Source organism: Enterobacter sp. Ap-867, from assembly GCF_011752855.1.
Lineage (GTDB): Bacteria > Pseudomonadota > Gammaproteobacteria > Enterobacterales > Enterobacteriaceae > Cedecea.
Genome location: NZ_VWWS01000001.1, coordinates 470895 through 494412, shown reverse-complemented (window position 1 = coordinate 494412; position 23518 = coordinate 470895). Strand labels below are relative to the sequence as shown.

The window sequence follows — 23518 nt, the reverse complement described above, 5'->3', positions numbered from 1 at the left end:
AAATATATAATCAATTTTATTTTTATGCCAGCCAGGCGTAGCCTTTTCCCTAAGACAGAGGAGAAGGTTATGACAGTACTCACCGTACAAGCTCGCCGCCACACGCTGTGGCATTTTTTACCGGGGCTGGCGCTTTCCGCCGCCATTACCGGCCTGGCGTTATGGCTTGGCAACATTCCCGCGGTGGCCGGCGTCGGCCTTAGCGCCCTGACGCTCGCCATCCTGTGCGGCATGATAATCGGCAACACCGTGTATCCCAAAATCTGGCAGCAGTGCGACGGCGGCGTGCTGTTCGCCAAGCAGCACCTTCTGCGCCTCGGCATTATTCTGTATGGCTTCCGCCTGACGTTTTCGCAGATTGCCGACGTTGGCGTCAGCGGCCTGGTGATTGACGCCCTGACGCTGTGCAGCACCTTCGCCCTCGCCTGCTGGCTCGGCCAGAAAGTGTTTGGCCTGGACAGACAAACCAGCTGGCTGATTGGTGCGGGCAGCAGTATTTGCGGCGCGGCGGCGGTACTTGCCACCGAACCCGTGGTGAAAGCCGAAGCCAGTAAAGTCACCGTGGCCGTCGCCACCGTGGTTATCTTCGGGACGCTGGCTATCTTTATCTACCCGATGATTTACCCGTTCGTCAGCCACTGGTTTACGCCGGAAGCCTTTGGGATTTACACCGGGTCAACGATGCATGAAGTTGCCCAGGTTGTTGCCGCAGGGCACGCCATTAGCCCGGAAACGGAAAATGCGGCGGTGATTGCCAAAATGCTCCGCGTGATGATGCTCGCCCCGTTCCTGATTTTCCTGGCAGCCCGCGTTAAATCTCTGGCACCGGCTGGCTCGGCGCAAACCGGTAAAATCACCATCCCGTGGTTTGCAATACTCTTTATCGTGGTGGCGATCTTCAACTCCTTCCACTTCCTGCCACAGGCGCTGGTGAATGTGCTGGTCACGCTGGATACCTTCCTGCTGGCAGTGGCGATGGCGGCTCTGGGCCTGACGACCCACGTTAGTGCCCTGAAAAAAGCCGGGGTTCGCCCGCTGCTTATGGCGCTGGTGCTGTTCATCTGGCTGATTGTCGGCGGCGCGGCCATTAACCTGGCAATTCATCACCTGTTAGCATAATTCAATACGGAAAAAAGCCTCCTGACCCGCTATCATGACGGACTACCGATAGCGGGTTTTGCCCGTCAAGAAACAGGAGAAGACAGATGAAGTTTATTGGAGCGCACGTTAGCGCCTCGGGTGGCCTGGAAAACGCCGCCATTCGCGCCCACGAACTGGAAGCCACCGCTTTTGCCCTGTTCACCAAGAATCAACGCCAGTGGCGCGCCGCGCCGCTGACCAGCGAAGTTATCGACAACTTTAAGAGCGCCTGCGAAAAATACCATTATGGCCCAGGCCAAATCCTCCCCCACGACAGCTACCTGATAAACCTCGGCCACCCGGTTGAAGATGCGCTGGAAAAATCCCGCGAGGCGTTTATCGACGAAATGGTGCGCTGCCAGCAGCTGGGGCTGACGCTATTGAATTTCCATCCGGGCAGCCACCTGAAGCAGATTCCGGAAGAGGAATGCCTGAAGCGCATTGCGGAGTCGATTAACATTGCGCTGGAGAAGTCCGAAGGCGTGACCGCAGTCATCGAAAACACCGCTGGCCAGGGCAGTAACCTTGGTTTCCGCTTCGAGCATCTCGCGGCGATTATTGACGGCGTGGAAGATAAATCCCGCGTTGGCGTCTGCATCGATACCTGCCACGCCTTTGCCGCCGGGTACGATCTGCGCACAGAAGCTGACTGCGACAAAACCTTTAGTGAGTTCGAACGTATCGTCGGGTTCAAATACCTGCGCGGGATGCACCTCAACGATGCCAAAAGCGAGTTTGGCAGCCGCGTTGACCGCCACAACAGCCTCGGCCTCGGGAATATCGGCCACACGCCGTTTAGCTGGATCATGCGTGACGCCCGTTTCGATGGTATTCCGCTAATTCTGGAAACTACCAACCCGGATATCTGGGCCGAAGAGATCGCCTGGCTTAAAGCACAGCAGCACGAGGAAGCGACGGCTTAGAAAGAAAAACGCCCCGCATTAGCGAGGCGTTTTTTAGCTGAGCGGAAGACTAAGCGACCTTCGCCGCCAGCTCCGTTTCAGGACGTTTGAGGAAGGCGTAGGACAGGCCCGCCACCAGCGTACCGGCGACAATCGCCAGCAGGTAACCCAGCACCGGAGTAATCGCGCCAGGGATCAGCAGGACAAACAGGCCGCCGTGCGGGGCCATCAGTTTCGCGCCAACCGCCATGGACAGCGCACCCGTCAGCGCCCCGCCGATGATGCAGCAAGGCAGCACGCGCATCGGGTCACGGGCGGCAAACGGAATCGCCCCTTCGGTAATAAAGCACAGCCCGAGCACCAGCGCCGCTTTGCCCCCTTCCTGCTGCGCCTTATCAAACTTACGGCGAGCCACCAGCGTAGCCAGGCCCAGCGCCAGCGGTGGTACCATGCCCGCGGCCATGATCGCCGCCATTGGTGCGTAGGTCTGGGTACTGAGCAAGCCGACGCCAAAAGCGTAAGCCGCTTTGTTCACCGGGCCGCCCATATCGGTACACATCATGCCACCCAGAATCGCGCCCAGCAGAACCGCGTTCGCGGTGCCCATGGTTTGCAGCCAGTGGGTCAGGCCCGCCAGGATTTTAGCCACCGGGGTGCCAATCAGGTAGATCATTGCCAGGCCAACAACCAGGCTTGAGAACAGCGGAATGATCAGGATCGGCTTCAGTGCTTCCATGCTTGGTGGTAGCTTCAGCTTCGAGCTAATCAGCTTCGCGATATAACCCGCCAGGAAACCGGCGATGATGCCGCCGATAAAGCCCGAACCGGTGCTAACGGCCAGCATGCCGCCGATAAGACCCGGCGTCAGGCCAGGACGGTCCGCAATCGAGAAGGCAATATACCCCGCCAAAACCGGGACCATCAGCGCAAACGCAGAGCCACCACCAATTTGCATCAGCGCCGCGGCAAGCGTACCAGGTTCCTTAAAGGCAGTGATACCGAAGGCAAAGGAGAGCGCAATACACAGGCCGCCCGCAACCACCATCGGCAGCATGTAAGACACCCCCGTAAGCAGATGGCGATACACTCCGGCGCTTTCTTTTTTGCCGGATTCCTGAGCCGCGCTGGCTTTACCTGCGGCTTCGTAAGGTTTGGCCTCGACCAGCGCCTTATCCAGCTCCTGAGCCGTTTTCTTCAGCGCCAGGCCTGTAGACGTGCGGTACATCGGCTTCCCGGCAAATTTAGCCAGATCCACTTCAATATCCGCCGCCACAATCACCAGATCCGCCTCGGCCACTTCTTCAGGGGTAATCGCGTTCCCTGCGCCAACGGAACCACGGGTTTCAACCTTCACCCACCAGCCGCGTTTTTTCGCTTCGGTTTCGATGGCTTCCGCCGCCATAAAAGTGTGCGCCACGCCGGTCGGGCAGGCCGTGACGGCGACGATACGCTTCGGCCCTTTTGCTGGGGCGGTTGCAACAGCTGTCGGGGCGGTGTACGTATGAGCCTTACCTTTCGCTTCGTTCAGGAACAATTCCGGGTGCTGCACCGCGCGATCGATATCGCCCAGGAACACCTTTTTGCCGTTCAGTGAAGTATCAGCGGGAATGGCGTTGCCAACGACAATCGCCAGTTCGGCATCGTTCGGGTTATCAATAATGTCGAGGTGCGCTTTTGGCGCTGCGGCACCGAGCAGCGTCTTCGCGAGATACGCGCGCGCCTGCCCAAGTCCCGGTTCAATAATTAACAGCGTTTTCATTGCCTGTCTCCTGCTGTCAGTGGAAAGGTTTCAGGTCGACACGAGCCATCATGGCGGCCAGCTGTGTACGATCGGTAATGCCTACGTTGCTCTGGCTGACGGCCAGGGCCGCAACGGCGGTAGCAAGGCGCAGCGTGTGTTCGCTGGACTCGCGCATCAGCAGGCCATAAATCAGGCCGCCAACCATGGAATCTCCTGCGCCAACGGTACTAACAACTTCACAGGTGGGTGGTTTGGCAATCCATTCCCCTGAAGCGTTAACCCACAGCGCGCCTTCCGCGCCTAGAGAAATCACCACATGCGCAATCCCCTGCTCACGGAGCGCATGCGCCGCCTCAATCACATCCTTCAATTCAGGCAGCTTGCGACCGGCCCAAATTTCCAGCTCGCGACGGTTCGGTTTGACCAGCCACGGTGCCGCCTTCAAACCGGCAACCAGCGCTTCGCGGCTGCTGTCGAAAATGATGCACGGACACTGGCTGCGCAAACGGGTCATCCAGTCCGTGAACGCTTCCGGGGAAACGCCCGCAGGCAGGCTGCCGCTGACGCAAACCATGTCGAACTGGCCCAGCCAGCTCAGGGAGTCCGCCACAAAGCGTTCCCAGTCCGCGCCGGTGACTTCAAACCCGGAAAAGTTCAGGTCGGTGACTTCCCCGTCTTTTTCGGTCAACTTAACGTTGATGCGGGTACGGCCCTGTACGACCTGGAAGCGGTTGGCGATTCCCAACTCGCTAAACAGCTGCTGGAAGCCGTCCTGGTTGTCTTTGCCGAGGAATCCGCCTACGGTCACGTCGATGCCGAGATCTTTCAGTACTTTAGCGACGTTGATGCCCTTGCCAGCCGCATGCAGACCGGTGGTGCGCACCAGGTTTACTTCTCCACGCTCGATTTCCGGGCAAAAGCCCACCAGGTCATAGGCCGGGTTCAGGGTGATCGTTGCTACACGTCTGGTCATTACGCGCCCTCCCCCAGTCCTTCAGAGATGGCTTCGCCAATCGCTTTCAGCGCCTGTTCAGCATCTTCACCCTGCGCGGTAAAGCGCAGCCGGTGGCCTTTTTTCACACCCAGAGCAACAACTTTCATCAGGCTACGTCCATTTGCCGGTTTCCCGGCTCCATCAAGGTTTGTCACGGTAATTTCGCTATTGAATTGTTTTATGGTGTTAACCAGCGCCGTACCCGGCCGGGCGTGCAGGCCGTGTTCATTACGCACGGTAAACTCGGCGCTCAGCGCTTCTTCTGCCGGGGCATCATCGCTGGTCAGCAGCGTCAGCAACGCCGGCGCATCTGCGGTTAAAAGCTTGTCGGCACGGTTGCCAATCAGCATGTCGCTCAGGCGGTTCAGCACCTGCAAGGGCTGGTCGTCGGCCACAGCGACGGTCATCAGGAGAGAAACCGGGTTTCCATCCGCTTCAAAACTGGCCGCCGGACGGCTGACAGCAACCGCGCTGGCCAGGTTGCCTGCCGCGCTGTCATTCAGCCAGATACCCTGACCGAGATACAGTGGATTACCGGCAATCACGTTGCTGACGAAAGCGGCATCAACCGCACCCGCCTGCTTCAGGCGGCCCGCGTTCAGCGCCTGCAGCGTCATCAAATCGCTGGCCTCGACGTTCAGCGCCAGCAGGCTGTTGTCCAGCAGCAGCGCGCTGCTTTGCTTCTCGCCCATCAGCAGCGCCCGGAGTTCTTCCGCGCTGGTGGCGGATTTCAGCTGTGCAGCCACTTCGTCGTCACTCAGCACATGCGTCAACTGGCGCAGCAGGCCAAGGTGTTCGTCGGAACTGGCCGCAATACCGATCGCCACGTAAGCGGTCTGCCCTTCGCCCCACTCCACGCCCTGCGGGAACTGAAAAACCTGAACGCCGGTTTTCAGCACCAGATCGCGCGTGTCGGTGGTGCCGTGCGGGATAGCAATCCCGTTGCCTAAATAAGTGGTGGTTTGCTGCTCACGCGCCAGCATACCGTTGACGTAGCCTTCACCGACGTTGCCTGCCTGCACAAGGGCGGCGGCAACCTGGCGGATAGCGTCTTCTTTGCTCCCGGCAGCTTTGCCCGGGTGAATATCCTGCACAGATAACTGGAACATAGATCGCCTCTCTCGCTGAATTGAAACGATTCAGCTAGCTTGAGAAAAAATGCGCCATCTCGAGCTGCGGGATGCAAAAAGATGACGCTGAAACGTTTCAAGGAGTGTTGCGCTAATGCTGCATGACACGCAACATTTCTCGCATTTCTGTTTGCGAAATTTAGAGCTTCAGCACATTTTCAGTTTAGCAGGCCGAGTGTTCAGCACACTGGCAACAGTTTACAACCCGGCATCAGCAAATTTCAGCTTTGGCAACGTATCGCCAAAGCGGCCTTCGCTTCCTGGATAATTTGTGCGAGTTCCAGCGCAGGACTTAAGGGTAAATCTGTCTATTTAGGGGTAACAAGGGTACACTCCGCGCATTCTTTTTCCTGCCGTCCAAAAGTATGCAAAACGCTCCCGTTACCGCCGCCCGTAAGCTTCTGGACTTCACCTCAACCGCGTTTCTGATTGTGGCTTTTTTGACCGGCATCGCCGGGGCACTACAAACCCCAACGCTAAGCCTGTTTTTAACCGATGAAGTCCACGTTCGCCCTGCGCTGGTCGGCTTTTTCTTCACCGGCAGCGCGGTGATTGGCATTCTGGTGAGCCAGTTTTTAGCCGGGCGCTCCGACCGCAAAGGCGACCGGAAAACGCTGATTTTTGCCTGCTGCCTGCTCGGTGCACTGGGCTGCATCCTGTTCGCCTGGAACCGTAACTACTTTATTTTGCTGTTCGTCGGGGTGTTTCTGAGCAGCTTCGGCTCCACCGCCAACCCGCAGATGTTTGCGCTTGCCCGCGAGCATGCCGACAGCACCGGGCGTGAAGCGGTGATGTTCAGCTCTATCCTCCGCGCACAGGTGTCTCTTGCCTGGGTGATTGGGCCGCCAATTGCCTACGCGCTGGCGATGGGGTTTGGCTTCAAGGTGATGTACCTGAGTGCGGCGTTTGCCTTTGTGATTTGCGGCGCGATGGTGTGGCTCTTTTTGCCGTCCATGCGCAAAGAACCGGTGGCAAAAGCAGAAGCCCGGCTCGAGTCACCGCGTCGCAACCGCCGCGACGCCCTGCTCCTGTTCGCCGCCTGTACCATGATGTGGGGCTGTAACAGCCTCTATATCATCAATATGCCGCTTTACATCATCAATGAGTTACACCTCCCGGAGAAGCTCGCCGGGATCATGATGGGCACCGCAGCCGGGTTGGAAATCCCGACCATGCTGATTGCGGGCTACTACGCCAAACGCTTCGGTAAGCGCTTCCTGATGCGCTTTGCCGTTGCCGCCGGGTTGCTTTTCTATGTCGGAATGGTAACGCTGACCAATGAATATATGCTACTGGGGCTGCAGCTGCTCAACGCTATCTTTATCGGGATTCTGGCCGGGATCGGCATGATCTATTTTCAGGATCTTATGCCTGGCCAGGCAGGGGCCGCCACCACGCTGTATACCAACACCACGCGCGTAGGGTGGATCATTGCCGGTTCGCTCGCCGGCGTGGTGGCCGAGATCTGGAACTATCACAGCGTCTTTTTCATCGCACTGGGGATGATAGCCGTCAGTATTTATTGCATGGCCCAAATCAAAGATATTTAAGGTGCCGTCGCGGCTTCAAGTTGGATCAGGTAGGTCATTGCCTGCTGGCGTGAGGTACCGCACATCTCTCTGGCAGGCTGGAGGCCGCCGCAGACTTTAGGCCGCAAAGGCGATCCAAACAGCTTGCAGCGCAGGCGGTCGTCCAGCTGAATACAGGGCGTGTTGGCGGGCTTCCCCTCCGGCATACCGGGGATAGGCGTTGATATAGAAGGCGCAGTACAGCAAGCGCCGCAGTCAGGACGGCAATCCATTTACGTTTCCACCGGCGTCAAAAGGTGCGTGACAATAGCAGACCCACTGCCTGCGTCAATCTAACAATTCATTTAACATCATTCCTTCTTTCAGGATACACTTGCGCCACAACGACTACGGATCGGTAACGTTTTGTCACGGCGCAATCACTTTCACCGAACAGCCTGCTGGCTGGCGCTGCTTGCCGTTGCCATGCTGTTTATTGCACCGGTAATTTCAAAATCGCTGATGCACCATTCAGCCTGCGAACACAGCAGCATGATGATGACAATGGACATGTCTGACATGGGCCATCACATGCCTGTGCCCGAACCGTGCCCTCAGGCGTCAATGCCGCACAATATGCTGATGTCCGGCCCGGGCATGTCGCCGGGAGAAGAAATCGCCTGCGGCTATTGCCAGCTGCTGATCCACCTGCCTTTTATTGAATTCTGCCTCACCGTTTTACTGCTGTTATTGTTGATTTGCGTGCGCCGGACGCCGGTGATCGCACTCTGCTGCGCGGCGATTTCTCGCCCCTGGTCACCTCACCCGGCCCGCGCCCCGCCCTCTGCTGCCTGTTACTTCGCTTAAAACACCAATAATTAACCGCGTAATGCCGCAGGCGACGCTGAAGCGTTGTCTCGAGCTGTTCTTTTTATAAAGAGCGGCAACGTTACGCCTGAAGGACAGTAAGGCAATGATGAAAACACATTTAAAGCCGCTGGTATCCTGGATACTGCTGGCTATCACTTCTCCCGCAGCCATCGCGGCGGGTTCGCATGACACGATGACTATGCCGGACGATGCCGTGATGATCGTCACCTCTCCGGCATCATCACCGCTGGAAGTTGTGACGTCCCCTAAAACGCCGCGTCAGCCTGTGCCAGCCAGCGACGGATCTGACTACCTGAAAACTATCCCCGGTTTCTCGCAAATCCGCAACGGCGGCACCAACGGCGACCCGGTTTTTCGCGGCATGTTCGGTTCTCGCCTGCGTATCCTGACCAATAATGGTGAAATGCCGGGGGCCTGTCCGGCCAGAATGGATGCCCCAAGTTCATATATTTCACCGGAGAGCTTTGATCTGCTGACGCTGATTAAAGGGCCGGAAAGCGTGCTATGGGGGCCGGGTAACTCCGCGGGAACCGTCCGCTTCGACAGGGAACCGCCGCGCTTTGATAAAGCGGGCATCCAGGGCACGGCCAGCCTGCTCACAGCGTCCAACCAGCGCTGGGACAGCAATGCAGACGTCAGTCTGGGGAGTGAGGGCGGCTATTTACGCCTGATCGGCAATAAGTCCCACTCCGGCGATTACGAAGACGGCAGCGGCAACCGGGTGGCCTCAAAGTGGGATAAATGGAACGCCGATGTTGCGCTGGGCTGGACGCCTAACAAAGACACATTGCTGGAGCTAACGGCGGGTAAAGGCAACGGTGAAGCCCGCTACGCGGGCCGCAGTATGGACGGCTCCCAGTTCAGGCGCGACAGCCTCGGGGCGCGCTTTGAAATGTCGAACATCGGCGAGGTGTTCAACAAGTTTGAAAGCAGCGTCTACTACAACTACGCCAATCATATTATGGACAACTATTCCCTCCGCTCGCCGGGAACAATGTCCAGCGGCATGTCCGGCGGGCATATGGCCTCCTCGATGGGCATGGATATGGGCAGTTCGATGGACATGGGTTCATCCATGAGCATGAATATGCCAATGGCGATGCAGCTCGATCGCCGCACGGTTGGCGGGCGCATGATGGGCACGTGGCTGTGGTCTGACTACGAACTGCGCAGCGGTATCGACGGGCAGCAAAGCACCCATCGCAGCAAACAGGGCGCCGGCTGGAAGCAGGATGCCCGTTTCCAGGACGCAGGTATCTTTAGCGAACTGACCTGGAATGCCACCGACAGCAGCAAAGTTATCGGCGGCGCGCGCCTCGATCGAACTCGCGTCAATAATGATACGGACGCAGGTGCCAGCGTGCGGAGCAAAACGCTACCGGCAGGTTTTGTGCGCTACGAACAAACGCTGAGCGATATCCCCGTCATGCTGTACGCTGGCGTGGGCTACACCGAGCGCTTCCCGGATTACTGGGAGCTGTTTTCCCCCACCTACGGGCCGGACGGCACTAAAAATGTCTTCGATAAGCTGAAAACAGAAAAAACGACGCAGTTGGATATTGGCGCCCAGTACAGCGGGGAGCGCTTCAACAGCTGGGTTTCCGCCTACCTTGGCCGGGTGAATGATTTTATTCTCTTCCGCTATGACCCTAATAACGCCCGCGTCAGTCAGGCAGATAACGTGGACGCCACCATTATGGGAGGCGAAATGGGCATGAGCTTCGCGCTGACCGAAGCCTGGAAGGCGGACGCAAGCCTGGCGTATGCCTGGGGGCAAAACACCAGTGACCATCAGCCGCTGCCGCAAATAGCCCCGCTGGAAACACGCTTCGGCCTGACCTGGGAGCGAGGAGACTGGAGCAGCACCGGCCTGCTGCGGCTGGTCAGCGGCCAGCATCGCGTGGCGCTGAATGAGGGTAACGTGGTCGGGAAAGACTTCGATAAAAGCAGCAGCTTTGCGATTTTTTCCGCCAACGCGGCTTACCGTCTAAGCAAAGCCATCAAGCTCAGCGCAGGGGTCGATAATCTGTTGAACAAAACCTACAGCGAACACTTGAACCTGGCGGGCAACAGCAGCTTTGGCTATTCGTCCAATACCCCGGTCAATGAACCAGGCCGGACGGTCTGGGGCAAAGTGAACGTCACGTTTTAATTACCTGGCCCCGGTTGTCGGGGCCATTACGCTTAATCATTTCCCAGCCAGGAGGCTGATATGTTTGCAAAACTTCGTACGCCGGAAGGTAAAAAGTTCCTTATCGCGGTTGCCATCGTTTTCACTATTGTCGTGTCGCTTATTTCGAAGGTGACCTTTGAAGGCGTGGAAGAGCAGTACAACTGGCCAATGGAACAGTGGACGCTGGACATGTTTATCATGCAGGGCGCGTGGGTCACTATCTACACGATCATGTTAACTATTCTATGTTCGCTGCCGTTTGCTTTCTATTTCTTAGCGCCTAAGGATGGCCGCGGCTAAGGCGCGTTAAGCCACCAGCGTGTCGGCAAAGCAGGATGTTGTCGGCACGTTTGCCTTAAGCCCCTTACTTTTGTGCTTCTTTATTAAATCCACTTGCCTGAAACGCGCCTCACGAGTACTTTGACGCAATATTTTCGCATCTCAATTTTTGACAGGAAACACCGATGGCAAGAGCTAACGAAATCAAAAAAGGCATGGTACTCAATTACAACGGCAAGCTGCTGATTGTTAAAGACATTGATATCCAGGCTCCCAGCGCACGCGGCGCAGCAACCCTGTACAAGATGCGTTTCTCCGATGTTCGCACCGGGCAGAAAGTGGAAGAGCGCTTCAAAGGTGATGATATCGTTGACACCATCACCCTGACCCGCCGCTTCGTTGACTTCTCCTATATCGACGGCGACGAATACGTGTTCATGGATAAAGAAGATTACACGCCGTACATCTTCACCAAAGACCAGATCGAAGAAGAGCTGCAGTTCATTCCCGAAGGCGGTATGCCGGACATGCAGGTTCTGACCTGGGACGGCCAGCTGCTGGCGCTGGAGCTGCCGCAGACCGTGGATCTGGAAATCATCGAAACGGCTCCGGGCATCAAAGGCGCTTCCGCCAGCTCTCGTACCAAGCCAGCAACGCTGTCCACCGGCCTGGTGATTCAGGTGCCGGAATACATGGTTGCCGGGGAAAAAATCCGCATTCATATCGCAGAAAAACGCTCTATGGGCCGCGCAGACTAATAATAAATGACGCTCCTTCGGGAGCGTTTTTTTTGTTCTCACAACCAAAGTTATTATACCAATTACATCATCCTGCTTTATTATCAGACCTACATCACACAAAAGCGATTAACTAAACAGACCAATTTTATTTCCTGTCATACAGCTTTACACTGCATAGATTCCCACCTCCCTACACAGGATGCGACTCTATGGATACCCTTGCCACTGCTTCACTTCCGGATACCGTTCAACGGCCAAACTACGACCGCCGCGCGCTGAAAACCCGTATCGTGCATTTTGGGTTTGGCGCTTTCCACCGTGCGCATCAGGCCCTGCTCACCGATCGGGTGCTCAACAAACTGGGCGGCGACTGGGGGATCTGTGAGATCAGCCTGTTTAACGGCGATAAACTGATGCACGATCTCAGGCAACAGGATCATCTTTTCACGGTGCTGGAAAAAGGGGCGGCGGGAAACCAGGCGCGGGTCATCGGTGCCGTGAAAGAATGCCTGAATGCGAGGCTGGATGGCATGGAAGCCATCATAGAGAAGTTTTGTGAACCGCAGGTCGCCATTGTCTCCCTGACCGTGACCGAAAAAGGCTACTGCATCGATCCCGCCAGCGGAAAACTTGATCCCACCAATGAGCGGATTATTCACGATCTGACGTCGCCGGAGTCTCCGCATTCCGTACCAGGAATACTTGTGGAGGCGCTAAGCCGTCGCCGTGAGCGTGGGCTTAGCCCGTTTACGGTCTTATCCTGCGATAACATTCCTGATAACGGGCACCTGGTTCGCCAGGCCGTTCTGGGTATGGCCGCGAGTCGAAGCGCCGGGCTGACAGAATGGATTGCCAAAGAAGTCACCTTCCCCAGCACCATGGTCGACCGCATTGTTCCGGCGGCCACGGAGGAATCGCTGCAGGAAATTGCGGAAATACTGGGCGTACAAGACCCCTGCGCCATTGCCGCCGAGCCGTTTATTCAGTGGGTCGTCGAAGATAATTTCGTCGCCGGTCGCCCGGAATGGGAAGCCGTCGGGGTGGAAATGGTTGACGATGTGGTGCCCTACGAGCAGATGAAGCTGCGGATGCTCAACGGCAGCCACTCATTTCTGGCTTATCTCGGCTACCTCGCCGGTTACCCGCATATTAATGATTGTATGGCTGACGAACATTTTGCCCGTGCAGCAAAGCACCTGATGCTGCAGGAGCAGGCGGTGACGCTGAACATTCGGGGCATCGACCTGAATCAGTACGCCGCCAGCCTGCTCGAGCGGTTCGCAAATCCGGCGCTGAAGCACCGAACCTGGCAAATCGCCATGGACGGCAGTCAGAAGCTTCCTCAGCGCTGGCTGGAAAGCGTGCGCTGGCATCTGGCAAACGGGAGCAGTTGGCCATGCCTGGCGCTCGGGATCGCAGGCTGGATGCGCTACGTTAGCGGCCTCGACGAACAGGGCCATGCGATTGACGTTCGCGATCCGCTTCAGGGCAAAATCCAGATGCTGGTGAGCGACAGCGGCGAAAACGAACGCGTCAGCGCCCTCCTCAGCCTGAACGAAATTTTTGGTGATGACCTGCCCAAAAACGAAAAATTTGTCGAAAACGTGCGGCAAGCCTGGCAGCAACTCATCCGCCTGGGCGCACGCGGCGCGGTCGAAAACTTGCGCTTAAGTTAACAATCAATGCGCTTAACGTGGTCTTACCGTGCGGTAAGCCGCGTTAAGGCTTCTCTTTTCTCCGGGTTGTCGTCAGGATAGTCAGCGTAAATAATGAATAATCACTGATAGATTGACGTGGTTTGCAGGCAGTAAACCCCCGGAGTCACCGTGACAAAAACGAATTTAATTACCGGCTTTCTGGGCAGCGGTAAAACCACCACCATTTTGCACTTACTGGCCAACAAGCCCGCCGATGAAAAATGGGCGGTGCTGGTCAATGAATTTGGCGAAGTGGCGATTGATGGCGCCCTGCTGGCAGACAGCGGCGCGCTGCTGAAAGAGATCCCTGGCGGCTGTATGTGCTGCGTTAACGGCCTGCCGATGCAGGTCGGCCTCAATACGCTGCTGCGCCAGGGCAAGCCCGACCGCCTGCTGATTGAACCTACCGGCCTTGGCCACCCAAAACAAATCCTGGACATGCTCACCGCCGACGTATATCAGCCGTGGATTGACCTGCGGGCCACGCTTTGCCTGCTCGACTCGCGCCAGCTTCTGGATGAAAAAGCCCTGAATAATGACAACTTCCGCGATCAGCTTGCCGCGGCGGACATCATTGTAGCCAACAAGCAAGATCGCGCCACGCCGGAAAGCCAGGCTGCTTTAGCGCGCTGGTATCAAAACAATGGCGACAGCCGCGAACTGGTCCATGCGGAAAAAGGAGCCATCGGCATTGCCCTTCTCGACAAGCCAAGACTGAACCAACGCGAGCTGCCGCACAGCCATGAGCACCAGCATGCCCGGTCGGTTCCTCATAACCTTGCCGCGCTGAGCCTGCCGGGGCATCAGCGCTGGCGCCGGAGCGTGAACAGTGGGCAGGGTTATTACGCCTGTGGCTGGATTTTCGATGAAGAAACCGTGTTCGACACCATTGGCCTGTTGGAGTGGGCACGTCTTGCCCCGGTTGAGCGAGTCAAAGGCGTGTTGCGTATTCCCGAAGGCCTGGTACGTATCAACCGCCAGGGCAACGACCTGCATATTGAAACGCAACCCTCGCCGCCGCTGGACAGCCGCATCGAATTGATTCACCCGGCTCAGCCCGACTGGAACGTCCTGCAAGCCAGCCTGTTGAGCTTACGTTTAAGTTAGCGCGTCTACCTTCGCGCCCCCAGAATGAGATTTAGAAGCTGTATCATGATTAATCGCCTCCCTCTTATCCTGCTGCTGAACCTCCTGGGCATTGCCCTGTTCTTTAGCTGGTACCTGCCAGAGAACCATGGATTTTGGTTCAACATTGACGCCACGCTGTTCCATTTCTTTAATAATGAATTGGTTAAGAGCCATACCTTTTTAACGCTGATTGCCATCACCAATAACCGGGCCTTCGACGGCATTTCGCTGCTGGCGATGGGCGCGCTGTTTTCCTGGTTCTGGCTGCATGAAGACGCCGCTGGCCGCCGCCGCCTGGTGCTGATGGGCGTGGTGATGCTGCTGTGCGCCGTGGTCATCAACCAGCTCGGCCACCTTATCCCGGTGGTGCACGCCAGCCCTACGCTGTACTTTAAAGACATTCATCGCGTCAGCGAACTGCTGCACTTCCCGACGAAAGACGCCTCGAGCGATAGCTTCCCTGGCGATCACGGCCTGATGCTGCTTATCTTCACCGGTTTTATGCTGCGTTATTTCGGCCCACGAGCGTTTCTTATTGCCCTCGCGATCTTCTTTATCTTCTCTTCGCCAAGAATAATGATAGGCGCACACTGGTTTACCGATGTCTACGTCGGGTCAGTCTCTATTGCTCTGGTTGGCCTGCCCTGGGTGCTATTAACCCCAGTCAGCGACCGGTTAATTTCTATACTGAACCGCACTGTTCCGGGAAAATATAAAGCGTCCCGCTGACGGTTAATAAGTGATGAAGATAGTCACCGAACAGAGGCCCACCCGGGCCTCTGTTTATTTTTTCAGCATCATGACAGCCAGATGAATATTTACTCATACAAAATCAGCTTCAATTTGAATGACCTGACGATAAAATCAGCAGCATTGCCGATCATTTGTTCGAAATAACCTTTCGCGACGAATCATCACAATTTCTTATAAAAATAAGAATAAAAACGCTCGCATAGCCTGGTTTTATCGGGTAGTCTCGGGAAAGTTTGCTCTACGGCTGATCTATTTGTGCTGTGAATAAAAGTGTGCGATGTTCCACATTTTTGTGCATGAATAATTGTCTCGTGGCTTTTAGGTAATTAGTCTCGTCACGTTGGTATTTTTGTATAACGAATTATTCGTTAAGGACATCAAGGGAAAACAAACAAAATGGTCAAATCTCAGCCTATTTTGAGATACATCTTGCGGGCGATACCCGCGATTGCGGTGGCAGTTATGCTTTCCGCCTGTAGTTCGACTAACACAGCAAATATGCATTCTGAGACGCATGCAGTCGGTGAAAAAGATGGTTTTTTACTGCAAGCCTCTCAGGATGAATTCGAAGAGATGGTTCGTAATGTTGACGTGAAGTCACGCATTATGGAGCAATACGCGAGCTGGAAAGGTGTACGCTACCGTCTTGGCGGCAGCAGCAGAGCTGGTATTGATTGTTCTGCCTTCGTGCAGCGCACTTTCCAGGAACAGTTTGGTTTAACCCTGCCTCGCTCAACGTCTGAGCAGCAGGAGTCCGGTAAATCTGTCTCGCGTAACAAGTTACGCACCGGTGATTTAGTGCTGTTCCGTGCAGGCTCAACTGGCCGTCACGTAGGCATCTACATTGGCAATAACCAATTTGTACATGCTTCCACCAGCAGCGGCGTTGTGATCTCCAGCATGGACGAGCCTTACTGGAAGAAGCGTTACAACGAAGCGCGCCGGGTGCTAAGCCGCAGCTAACGCCGCCACAAGATATGTTTTGTTGAGAGTTATTCCCTTGGCTACTCAGCAAAGCCACCAACGTTAAAAACGCTGCCAATGCAGCGTTTTTTTATGCCTAAAATTCAGACGGTTACTCTTTCCTCTTAAAATTGAAAGATGAAATAGTTACCCTGTGAAACAAGTTAAACAATTTCCTGGTTATGGGTTATAGTCAGAAAAAAGCACAAAACAAACGATGATTCGCTTGCCCCTGCGGGACTCATAATTCCATGTCTTATAGAAACATTTTTTCACGCTACTTTAGCACCCCAAAGCAGATAGTCGCGTTTAGCCTGCTAATGGGATTATTTGCCGCATTATTTATCGGTGGGCTAACCAGCCTGGCGCTCCATTCAAAGCGTGAGTCCGCCTATAACCTCCTCTCTCGCGACATCAGTAACTACCTGGATACCTTTTTTAAAGAACTTCACGCCACCGCCGAGGGTATCCAGCCTTTAACCATGAACGAGTGTGAAAGGGTCAGCGGCGAACTGACTTCTCGTGCGGCTTTTAATCCTAACGTACGAGCCTTTTTGCTGGTGCGTAACGGCATTGCCTACTGTTCTTCCGCCACCGGCAACATGGAAATGTCGATGGATGCGCTGGAACCCGAGATCAATATCAATAAAACCGTCGACCTGGCGATTATGAACGGCACGCCAATGATGCCGGGCAAGCCGGTGATTGCCGCCTGGTTTCTTAACCCGCTGGCCTCGGGGCGCGGCGTTTTTACCACCCTAAACGTCAATCTTACGCCCTACCTGGTTTTCACCTCCCGTCAGCAGGACATCAGCTCCATGGCCCTGGTGGTGGGCAACAAGGCGCTCACATCCTATTCACCGGACGTGATAAATACCGATGAGCTTCCCCCCTCGCCCACCAGAATCTCAGTCCTTAACGGTTACCCGATTAAACTCTACATTTATGGTACCCCGTGGCCGCTGGAGGATATTCAACTGGCCATTCTGGCCGGGCTATTATCCGGCCTGCTGAGCACTGCGCTGTGCGGTTACTTTCTGTCGGTCAAAGTACGGGCGGGGAAAGAAATTCTTACCGGCATTAAGCGGGGGCAGTTTTTTGTTGTTTACCAGCCCGTTGTCGACTCACAGGCTCTGCAGATGCGTGGCATAGAGGTGCTGATGCGCTGGGAGCACCCAACGGCGGGTATGATCCCCCCGGATGCGTTTATCGGCTTTGCCGAAGCTCAGCAGTTGATTGTGCCACTCACGCGCCATTTGTTTGAATTGATTGCCCGGGACGCGCCCACGCTGCAAAAAGTTCTGCCCGCCGGGGCCAAGCTCGGCGTGAACCTCGCCCCAAGCCACCTTCACTCCCCGACGTTTAAGCAGGACATTCAGGCCTTCGCCGCGTCACTGCCGCCGCACCATTTTCAGTTAGTGTTTGAGATAACCGAACGCGACATGCTGAAAGAAAAAGAGGCGATGGGCATTTTCGCCTGGCTGCACGAACAGGGATTTGAAATTGCGGTGGATGACTTCGGCACTGGCCACAGCGCCCTGATTTACCTCGAGCGTTTTACGCTGGATTATCTGAAAATTGACCGCGGCTTCGTCAACTCTATCGGTATGGAAACGGTGACCGCGCCGGTGCTGGACGCCGTGCTGACGCTGGCTCAGCGCCTGAATATGAACACGGTAGCGGAAGGGGTAGAAACGCCGGAGCAGGCGAAATGGCTTATCGAACGCGGCTGTAACTTCCTGCAGGGGTATTACTTCAGCCGCCCTCTGACCTTAAGCCAGCTTGTCAGTTGGAATCCTTCCCACTCGCTTTATGACGAATTGAAAGACTGACAGGCATTGCGCAATCTTCACTGGCTAACTTATGATTAACCATCATGGGTTTACCGGGCGCGGCAGCGTGACGCCTGCGCTTTCCCACCCACCGGGCAAGGAATGAAGATGACAAAAGCTGTACGTGCACTGATGCTGCTTTGCCTGAGCACCTTTTCCCTTACGCCACGCGCCGCAGAGATAAACGAAAGCTACTCTTTTGCCGTCCTGGGCGAACCTAAATATGCCGTCAACTTCACGCAGTTCGATTACGTCAATCCCGCAGCCCCCAAGGGCGGCAATATCACGCTCTCGGCCATTGGCACTTTTGATAACTTCAACCGCTTTGCCATGCGGGGTAATCCGGGCGTTCGCACCGACACGCTGTATGACACCCTGTTCACCACTTCCGATGACGAACCCGGCAGCTATTATCCTTTGATTGCCGAGATGGCCCGCTACCCGTCCAACTTTGCCTGGGCGGAAGTGTCCATTAACCCGCGCGCCCGCTTTCAGGACGGCAGTCCGATTACCGCCGAGGATGTCGCCTTCACCTTCAATAAATTCATGACGGAAGGCGTGCCGCAGTTCCGCCTGATTTACAAAGGGGCAACGGTACGCGCCATTGCGCCGCTCACCGTGCGTATTGAGCTTGCCACACCAAGCAAAGACCGGATGCTGGGCCTGTTTTCGCTCCCGGTGTTCCCGGAGAAGTTCTGGAAGGATCATAAGCTGAGCGACCCGCTCTCTGCCCCACCGCTTTCCAGCGGGCCCTATAAAATCACCGACTGGAAAATGGGGCAATACATTACCTATACGCGAGTGCGGGATTACTGGGCGGCAAACCTGCCGGTAAACCGCGGGCGCTGGAACTTTAATACCATCCGCTACGACTATTATCTCGATGATGACGTGGCTTTTGAGGCGTTCAAGGCCGGGGCATTTGATTATCGCACTGAAGTCTCAGCCAAAAACTGGGCCACGCGCTACATCGGGAAAAACTTCAGCAACCATTACATCGTCAAAGACGAGCAGAAAAACGAATCCGCCCAGGACACCCGCTGGCTGGCGTTTAACATCCAGCGCCCCCTTTTCAGCGACCGCCGGGTAAGGGAAGCCATCGGCCTGGCCTTTGATTTCGAATGGATGAACAAGGCGCTGTTTTATGGCGCATACAGCCGGGCCAACAGCTATTTCCAGAATACGGAATACGCCGCTCGCGGTTACCCGGACGCCGACGAACTGATGCTGCTGGCGCCGATGAAAAAGGATCTCCCGCCGGAGGTCTTCACCTCAATCTATAACCCGCCGAAATCAGACGGACGCGGGTTTGACCGCGAAAATCTGCTCAAGGCGCTCAGCCTGCTTAAAGACGCGGGCTGGGCGTTAAAAGACCAGAAGCTGGTGAATGTCAGCACCGGCCAGCCGTTTGTGTTCGAACTGCTGACCGGCACGGCCGGCAACACGCAATGGATCCCCCCCTTCCAGCGCAATTTGCAGCGCCTGGGCATCACCATGAATATCCGCCAGGTCGATAACTCGCAGCTTTCAAGCCGCCTGCGCAGCCGCGACTACGACATGATGCCAAGTTTATACCGCGCAATGCCTTACCCAAGCCCGGATTTGCAAATTATCTGGGCCTCGGAGTACATCAATTCCAGCTATAACGCGCCAGGGGTACAAAGCCCGGTGGTCGACAAGCTCATTGAGATGATTATCGCCAACCAGGGCGACAAGAAAAAACTGCTGCCGCTGGGCCGTGCCCTTGACCGCGTGCTGACCTGGAACAACTACATGCTGCCGATGTGGTATATGTCGGCCGACCGCCTGGCCTGGTGGAATAAGTTCTCCCGCCCCGCCATTCATCCGCTCTACAGCACCGGATTTGATAACTGGTGGTATGACGTCAACAAAGCGGCGAAGCTGCCCGCCGACCGGCGTCAGGGGGAATAACGTGGGCGCTTATATTCTGCGGCGTTTGCTGCTTATCATTCCCACGCTGTGGGCGATCATCACCATCAACTTTTTCATCGTGCAGATTGCCCCTGGTGGGCCGGTGGATCAGGCCATTGCCGCAATACAAATGGGCCACACAACCGGCATGCCGGGCATGAGCAACGACGCTATGGGCAGCGGTCATGCCCGAACGGGCGTGGGTGACGCCACCAGCAGCCAGTATCGTGGGGGCCGCGGACTTGATCCGGAAGTCATTGCCGATATTGTGCATCGCTACGGGTTCGACAAACCGCTACACGAGCGCTATTTCACTATGCTCGGCGACTACTTGCGTTTCGACTTTGGCAACAGCCTGTTCCGTAGCTCCTCGGTGATTAAGCTGATAAAAGACAGCCTCCCCGTTTCCATTTCCATCGGACTGTGGAGCACGCTGATTATTTATCTGGTGTCGATTCCGCTGGGGATCCGTAAGGCGGTCAGCAATGGCAGCAGCTTTGATATCTGGAGCAGCATTTTCATTATTATCGGCTACGCCATTCCGGCATTTTTGTTTGCCATCCTGCTGATTGTGCTGTTTGCCGGCGGGACTTATCTCGACTGGTTCCCGCTGCGAGGACTAACGTCGGCCAATTTTGACGCCCTGCCCTGGTACAGCAAAATAACTGACTATCTGTGGCACATCACGCTGCCGGTGCTGGCGACGGTTATCGGCGGCTTTGCCACGTTAACCATGCTGACGAAAAACTCCTTTCTCGATGAAATTCGCAAGCAATACGTGGTGACGGCGCTAGCCAAAGGGCTGGATGAGAAAAAAATTCTGTATCACCACGTCTTTCGTAACGCGATGCTGCTGGTGATTGCCGGTTTCCCGGCGACGTTTATCAGCATGTTCTTCACCGGCTCGCTGCTGATTGAGGTGATGTTTTCCCTTAACGGGCTGGGCCTGTTGGGCTACGAAGCCACAATTTCCCGCGACTACCCGGTAATTTTCGGCACCCTTTATATTTTTAGTCTGATTGGCCTGCTGACCAACATCATCAGCGATGTCACCTACACGCTGGTCGACCCCCGTATCGATTTTGAGGGACGCGGATGAGCCGATTAAGCCCGGTAAACCAGGCGCGCTGGGCGCGCTTTCGTCAGAACCGTCGCGGCTACTGGTCGCTGTGGATCTTTGCGCTGATTTTTGTCCTGAGCATGGGCGCAGAGCTGGTCGCCAATGAGCGCCCGCTGGTGGTGAACTACGAGGGCAAACTCTGGTTCCCGGCGCTGAAAAACTACAGCGAAAGTGATTTTGGCGGCCCGCTCTCAACCCCTGCGGACTACCAGGATCCCTGGCTAACGGAACGCCTGAATGAAAAAGGCTGGGTCCTCTGGGCGCCGATCCGTTTTAGCAGCAACACCATCAACTACGCCAGCAATGTCCCTTTTCCTTCGCCACCCAGCGCACAAAACTGGCTTGGCACCGACGCCAACGGCAGCGATGTGCTGGCGAGGATCCTCTACGGCACGCGCATTTCCGTGCTCTTCGGCCTGTTACTGACCTTTTTCTCCAGCATCATTGGCGTGCTGGCCGGGGCGGTGCAGGGCTATTACGGCGGACGCATTGACCTGTGGGGACAACGGTTGATTGAAGTCTGGTCCGGTATGCCGACGCTGTTTTTGATCATTATGCTCTCCAGCGTGGTACAGCCCAATTTTTGGTGGCTGCTGGGTATCACCGTTTTGTTTGGCTGGATGGGGCTGGTGGGCGTTGTGCGGGCGGAGTTTTTGCGCACCCGCAACTTCGACTATATTCGCGCGGCGCGGGCGATGGGCGTCAGCGACTGGTCAATCATGACCCGGCATATGCTGCCCAACGCCATGGTGGCTACCCTGACCTTCCTGCCGTTCATTCTGTGTGCGTCGATAACGACATTGACCTCGCTCGATTTCCTCGGTTTTGGTCTGCCGCTGGGGTCGCCCTCTTTGGGGGAATTGGTGCTTCAGGGCAAAAATAATCTTCAGGCACCGTGGCTGGGCATCTCCGCGTTCTTATCTCTGGCCATTTTACTCTCCCTGTTAATTTTTATTGGCGAAGCGGTTCGTGACGCCTTTGATCCGGCTAAGGCGCGCTGACCATGACCACTCCGCTTCTCGCTATCAACGATCTTTCTATTGCTTTCCAGCAGGGCAAAAACCTGCGGCAGGTGGTGGACTCGGTTTCGCTTCGGGTGGAAGCGGGTGAAACCCTTGCGCTGGTCGGCGAGTCTGGCTCAGGCAAGAGCGTGACGGCGCTTTCAGTGCTGCGCCTGCTGCCGTCTCCGCCGGTGGTTTATCCCTCCGGGGAAATTTTGTTTCACGGCAAAGACCTGCTAAACGCACCGGAAAAGACGCTGCGTGGCGTGCGCGGCAACAAAATCGCAATGATATTTCAGGAACCGATGGTGTCGCTCAATCCTTTGCACACCCTCGAAAAACAGCTGTATGAAGTGCTCTCTCTCCACCGGGGAATGCGGCCTGAACCTGCTCGCGCGGAGATCCTCACCTGCCTCGATCGCGTGGGCATTCGCAACCCTGCGACCCGGCTCCAGGACTACCCTCACCTGTTGTCCGGCGGCGAACGCCAGCGCGTAATGATTGCGATGGCGCTGCTGACTCGCCCTGAATTGCTGATTGCCGATGAGCCGACGACGGCGCTGGATGTTTCGGTTCAGGCGCAGATCCTGCAGCTGCTGCAAGAGCTGAAGCAGGAACTGAATATGGGCCTGCTGTTTATCACCCACAACCTGGGTATCGTGAAAAAGCTGGCGGACAACGTGGCGGTGATGCGTCACGGCAAATGCGTGGAGCAACAGCCCACCACCGATCTGTTCAGTCATCCACAGCATCCCTATACCCAACAGCTGCTGAACGCTGAACCGTCCGGCGACCCGGTGCCGCTGGCAGCAGACGTTATTCCCCTGCTCAAAGTTGAGGATCTGCAGGTTGCGTTTCCCATTCGCCGGGGCCTGCTGAAAAGAACGGTGGGACACCACTACGGGCTTAAAAATCTTAGCTTTGAACTGCGGCCAGGAGAAAGCCTAGGGCTGGTTGGGGAATCAGGATCGGGCAAAAGCACCACCGGCCTGGCGCTGCTGCGATTGATTCATTCCACGGGCACTATTTGGTTTGACGGCCAGCCGCTCCACCAGCTCAACCGTAAGCAGCTGCTGCCGCTGCGCCGCCAGGTGCAGGTGGTGTTCCAGGATCCTAATTCGGCACTGAATCCACGCCTGGATGTGCTGCAAATTGTAGAGGAAGGCCTGCGGGTGCATCATCCGGCGTTAAACGCCGCAGAACGTAAGGCCAAAGTGGTTCAGGCGCTGGAAGAGGTCGGGCTGCAGGCGGATATGCTCCACCGCTACCCGGCTGAGTTTTCCGGTGGCCAGCGCCAGCGCATCGCTATCGCCAGAGCGTTGATTTTGCAGCCGCGGCTTATCGTGTTGGATGAACCGACCTCTTCGCTCGATCGCTCGGTTCAGGCTCAGATTCTGACGCTGCTAAAATCTCTCCAGGAAAAACACCGCCTGGCTTATATCTTCATCAGCCATGATTTACAGGTAGTGAAAGCACTTTGCCATCAGATGGTGGTACTGCGTCAGGGAGAAGTGGTCGAACAGGGAGACTGCAGGCAGATCTTTAGCGCCCCACAAAGCGACTACACGCGTCAGCTTCTGGCGCTCGCCTGAGA

At 56.0% G+C, this 23518-nt stretch carries 20 protein-coding genes; 16 read left to right on the top strand and 4 right to left on the bottom strand.

Annotation, left to right across the window (positions count from 1 at the left end; genetic code table 11):
* Window positions 1-69 precede the first annotated feature (69 nt).
* Together F3J26_RS02295 and nfo are read left to right on the top strand one after the other, a co-directional pair.
* Complete coding sequence (locus F3J26_RS02295; protein WP_008459930.1) at window positions 70-1119, top strand: YeiH family protein; 1050 nt, start codon at window positions 70-72, stop codon at window positions 1117-1119.
* Window positions 1120-1205: 86 nt separating this feature from the next.
* Window positions 1206-2063: a deoxyribonuclease IV gene (gene nfo, locus F3J26_RS02290; RefSeq protein WP_008459928.1), complete on the top strand. Its 858-nt coding sequence runs from the start codon at window positions 1206-1208 to the stop codon at window positions 2061-2063.
* 49 nt (window positions 2064-2112) lie between these two features.
* On the opposite strand, the gene fruA is transcribed toward nfo, so the two are convergent.
* From fruA to fruB, 3 genes are read right to left on the bottom strand one after another with little or no spacing between them, the layout of a single operon-like run.
* Entirely contained in the window at window positions 2113-3801 is a 1689-nt protein-coding gene (fruA, locus tag F3J26_RS02285; protein WP_166991057.1) for a PTS fructose transporter subunit IIBC, read from the bottom strand.
* A 16-nt stretch (window positions 3802-3817) separates the two neighbouring features.
* Window positions 3818-4756, bottom strand: a complete 939-nt coding sequence (gene fruK / locus F3J26_RS02280) for a 1-phosphofructokinase (protein ID WP_008459923.1) — start codon at window positions 4754-4756, stop codon at window positions 3818-3820.
* Window positions 4756-5886, bottom strand: coding sequence for a fused PTS fructose transporter subunit IIA/HPr protein (gene fruB / locus F3J26_RS02275; protein WP_166991054.1), 1131 nt, complete (start codon window positions 5884-5886; stop codon window positions 4756-4758). The genes fruK and fruB overlap by 1 nt, the downstream gene beginning before the upstream one ends.
* A gap of 386 nt (window positions 5887-6272) precedes the next feature.
* On the opposite strand from fruB, the gene setB reads away from it, so the two are divergent.
* Window positions 6273-7457, top strand: coding sequence for a sugar efflux transporter SetB (gene setB / locus F3J26_RS02270; RefSeq protein WP_166991051.1), 1185 nt, complete (start codon window positions 6273-6275; stop codon window positions 7455-7457).
* Here the strand turns inward: setB and F3J26_RS02265 are convergent.
* Window positions 7454-7708 (bottom strand): YkgJ family cysteine cluster protein, encoded by a 255-nt coding sequence (locus F3J26_RS02265; protein ID WP_166991048.1) that lies wholly within the window; start codon window positions 7706-7708, stop codon window positions 7454-7456. The genes setB and F3J26_RS02265 overlap by 4 nt on opposite strands.
* A gap of 133 nt (window positions 7709-7841) precedes the next feature.
* Here F3J26_RS02265 and F3J26_RS02260 point away from each other — a divergent pair, with 133 nt between their 5' ends.
* The 13 genes from F3J26_RS02260 (at window position 7842) to yejF (ending at window position 23516) form a co-directional block, all read left to right on the top strand.
* Window positions 7842-8282, top strand: coding sequence for a DUF2946 family protein (locus F3J26_RS02260; protein WP_166991045.1), 441 nt, complete (start codon window positions 7842-7844; stop codon window positions 8280-8282).
* A 109-nt stretch (window positions 8283-8391) separates the two neighbouring features.
* Entirely contained in the window at window positions 8392-10458 is a 2067-nt protein-coding gene (locus F3J26_RS02255) for a TonB-dependent copper receptor (protein ID WP_166992881.1), read from the top strand.
* Window positions 10459-10518: 60 nt separating this feature from the next.
* Window positions 10519-10779 carry a DUF2534 family protein gene (locus F3J26_RS02250; protein WP_166991041.1) on the top strand — a complete coding sequence of 87 codons (261 nt, stop codon included), beginning with the start codon at window positions 10519-10521 and terminating at the stop codon, window positions 10777-10779.
* Window positions 10780-10943: 164 nt separating this feature from the next.
* Window positions 10944-11516 carry an elongation factor P-like protein YeiP gene (gene yeiP, locus F3J26_RS02245; RefSeq protein WP_166991038.1) on the top strand — a complete coding sequence of 191 codons (573 nt, stop codon included), beginning with the start codon at window positions 10944-10946 and terminating at the stop codon, window positions 11514-11516.
* Window positions 11517-11707: 191 nt separating this feature from the next.
* Entirely contained in the window at window positions 11708-13174 is a 1467-nt protein-coding gene (locus F3J26_RS02240) for a mannitol dehydrogenase family protein (protein WP_166991036.1), read from the top strand.
* Window positions 13175-13324: 150 nt separating this feature from the next.
* Window positions 13325-14302, top strand: a complete 978-nt coding sequence (locus tag F3J26_RS02235) for a CobW family GTP-binding protein (protein ID WP_166991033.1) — start codon at window positions 13325-13327, stop codon at window positions 14300-14302.
* A 45-nt stretch (window positions 14303-14347) separates the two neighbouring features.
* Entirely contained in the window at window positions 14348-15052 is a 705-nt protein-coding gene (locus tag F3J26_RS02230; RefSeq protein ID WP_166991030.1) for a phosphatase PAP2 family protein, read from the top strand.
* Window positions 15053-15472: 420 nt separating this feature from the next.
* Window positions 15473-16039, top strand: coding sequence for a bifunctional murein DD-endopeptidase/murein LD-carboxypeptidase (mepS, locus tag F3J26_RS02225; protein ID WP_039295455.1), 567 nt, complete (start codon window positions 15473-15475; stop codon window positions 16037-16039).
* Window positions 16040-16290: 251 nt separating this feature from the next.
* A complete protein-coding gene (gene pdeN / locus F3J26_RS02220) occupies window positions 16291-17871 on the top strand; it encodes a cyclic di-3',5'-guanosine monophosphate phosphodiesterase PdeN (protein ID WP_166991027.1) in 1581 nt (526 codons plus the stop codon).
* 132 nt (window positions 17872-18003) lie between these two features.
* Complete coding sequence (locus F3J26_RS02215; RefSeq protein WP_502706578.1) at window positions 18004-19803, top strand: extracellular solute-binding protein; 1800 nt, start codon at window positions 18004-18006, stop codon at window positions 19801-19803.
* Between the two features lies 1 nt (window position 19804).
* Entirely contained in the window at window positions 19805-20902 is a 1098-nt protein-coding gene (locus F3J26_RS02210) for a microcin C ABC transporter permease YejB (RefSeq protein ID WP_166991021.1), read from the top strand.
* Window positions 20899-21924: a microcin C ABC transporter permease gene (locus F3J26_RS02205; protein WP_166991018.1), complete on the top strand. Its 1026-nt coding sequence runs from the start codon at window positions 20899-20901 to the stop codon at window positions 21922-21924. The genes F3J26_RS02210 and F3J26_RS02205 overlap by 4 nt, the downstream gene beginning before the upstream one ends.
* A 2-nt stretch (window positions 21925-21926) precedes the next feature.
* A complete protein-coding gene (yejF, locus tag F3J26_RS02200) occupies window positions 21927-23516 on the top strand; it encodes a microcin C ABC transporter ATP-binding protein YejF (protein WP_166991015.1) in 1590 nt (529 codons plus the stop codon).
* The last annotated feature ends 2 nt before the right edge of the window (window positions 23517-23518 follow it).

Excerpts from the sequence above, each read along its gene's own strand:
- F3J26_RS02295 (WP_008459930.1), top strand. The coding sequence starts at position 70 with ATGACAGTACTCACCGTACAAGCTCGCCGCCACACGCTGTGGCATTTT.
- nfo (WP_008459928.1), top strand. The coding sequence starts at position 1,206 with ATGAAGTTTATTGGAGCGCACGTTAGCGCCTCGGGTGGCCTGGAAAAC.
- fruA (WP_166991057.1), bottom strand. The coding sequence starts at position 3,801 with ATGAAAACGCTGTTAATTATTGAACCGGGACTTGGGCAGGCGCGCGCG.
- fruK (WP_008459923.1), bottom strand. The coding sequence starts at position 4,756 with ATGACCAGACGTGTAGCAACGATCACCCTGAACCCGGCCTATGACCTG.
- fruB (WP_166991054.1), bottom strand. The coding sequence starts at position 5,886 with ATGTTCCAGTTATCTGTGCAGGATATTCACCCGGGCAAAGCTGCCGGG.
- setB (WP_166991051.1), top strand. The coding sequence starts at position 6,273 with ATGCAAAACGCTCCCGTTACCGCCGCCCGTAAGCTTCTGGACTTCACC.
- F3J26_RS02265 (WP_166991048.1), bottom strand. The coding sequence starts at position 7,708 with ATGGATTGCCGTCCTGACTGCGGCGCTTGCTGTACTGCGCCTTCTATA.
- F3J26_RS02255 (WP_166992881.1), top strand. The coding sequence starts at position 8,392 with ATGAAAACACATTTAAAGCCGCTGGTATCCTGGATACTGCTGGCTATC.
- F3J26_RS02250 (WP_166991041.1), top strand. The coding sequence starts at position 10,519 with ATGTTTGCAAAACTTCGTACGCCGGAAGGTAAAAAGTTCCTTATCGCG.
- yeiP (WP_166991038.1), top strand. The coding sequence starts at position 10,944 with ATGGCAAGAGCTAACGAAATCAAAAAAGGCATGGTACTCAATTACAAC.
- F3J26_RS02240 (WP_166991036.1), top strand. The coding sequence starts at position 11,708 with ATGGATACCCTTGCCACTGCTTCACTTCCGGATACCGTTCAACGGCCA.
- F3J26_RS02230 (WP_166991030.1), top strand. The coding sequence starts at position 14,348 with ATGATTAATCGCCTCCCTCTTATCCTGCTGCTGAACCTCCTGGGCATT.
- mepS (WP_039295455.1), top strand. The coding sequence starts at position 15,473 with ATGGTCAAATCTCAGCCTATTTTGAGATACATCTTGCGGGCGATACCC.
- pdeN (WP_166991027.1), top strand. The coding sequence starts at position 16,291 with ATGTCTTATAGAAACATTTTTTCACGCTACTTTAGCACCCCAAAGCAG.
- F3J26_RS02215 (WP_502706578.1), top strand. The coding sequence starts at position 18,004 with ATGCTGCTTTGCCTGAGCACCTTTTCCCTTACGCCACGCGCCGCAGAG.
- F3J26_RS02205 (WP_166991018.1), top strand. The coding sequence starts at position 20,899 with ATGAGCCGATTAAGCCCGGTAAACCAGGCGCGCTGGGCGCGCTTTCGT.
- yejF (WP_166991015.1), top strand. The coding sequence starts at position 21,927 with ATGACCACTCCGCTTCTCGCTATCAACGATCTTTCTATTGCTTTCCAG.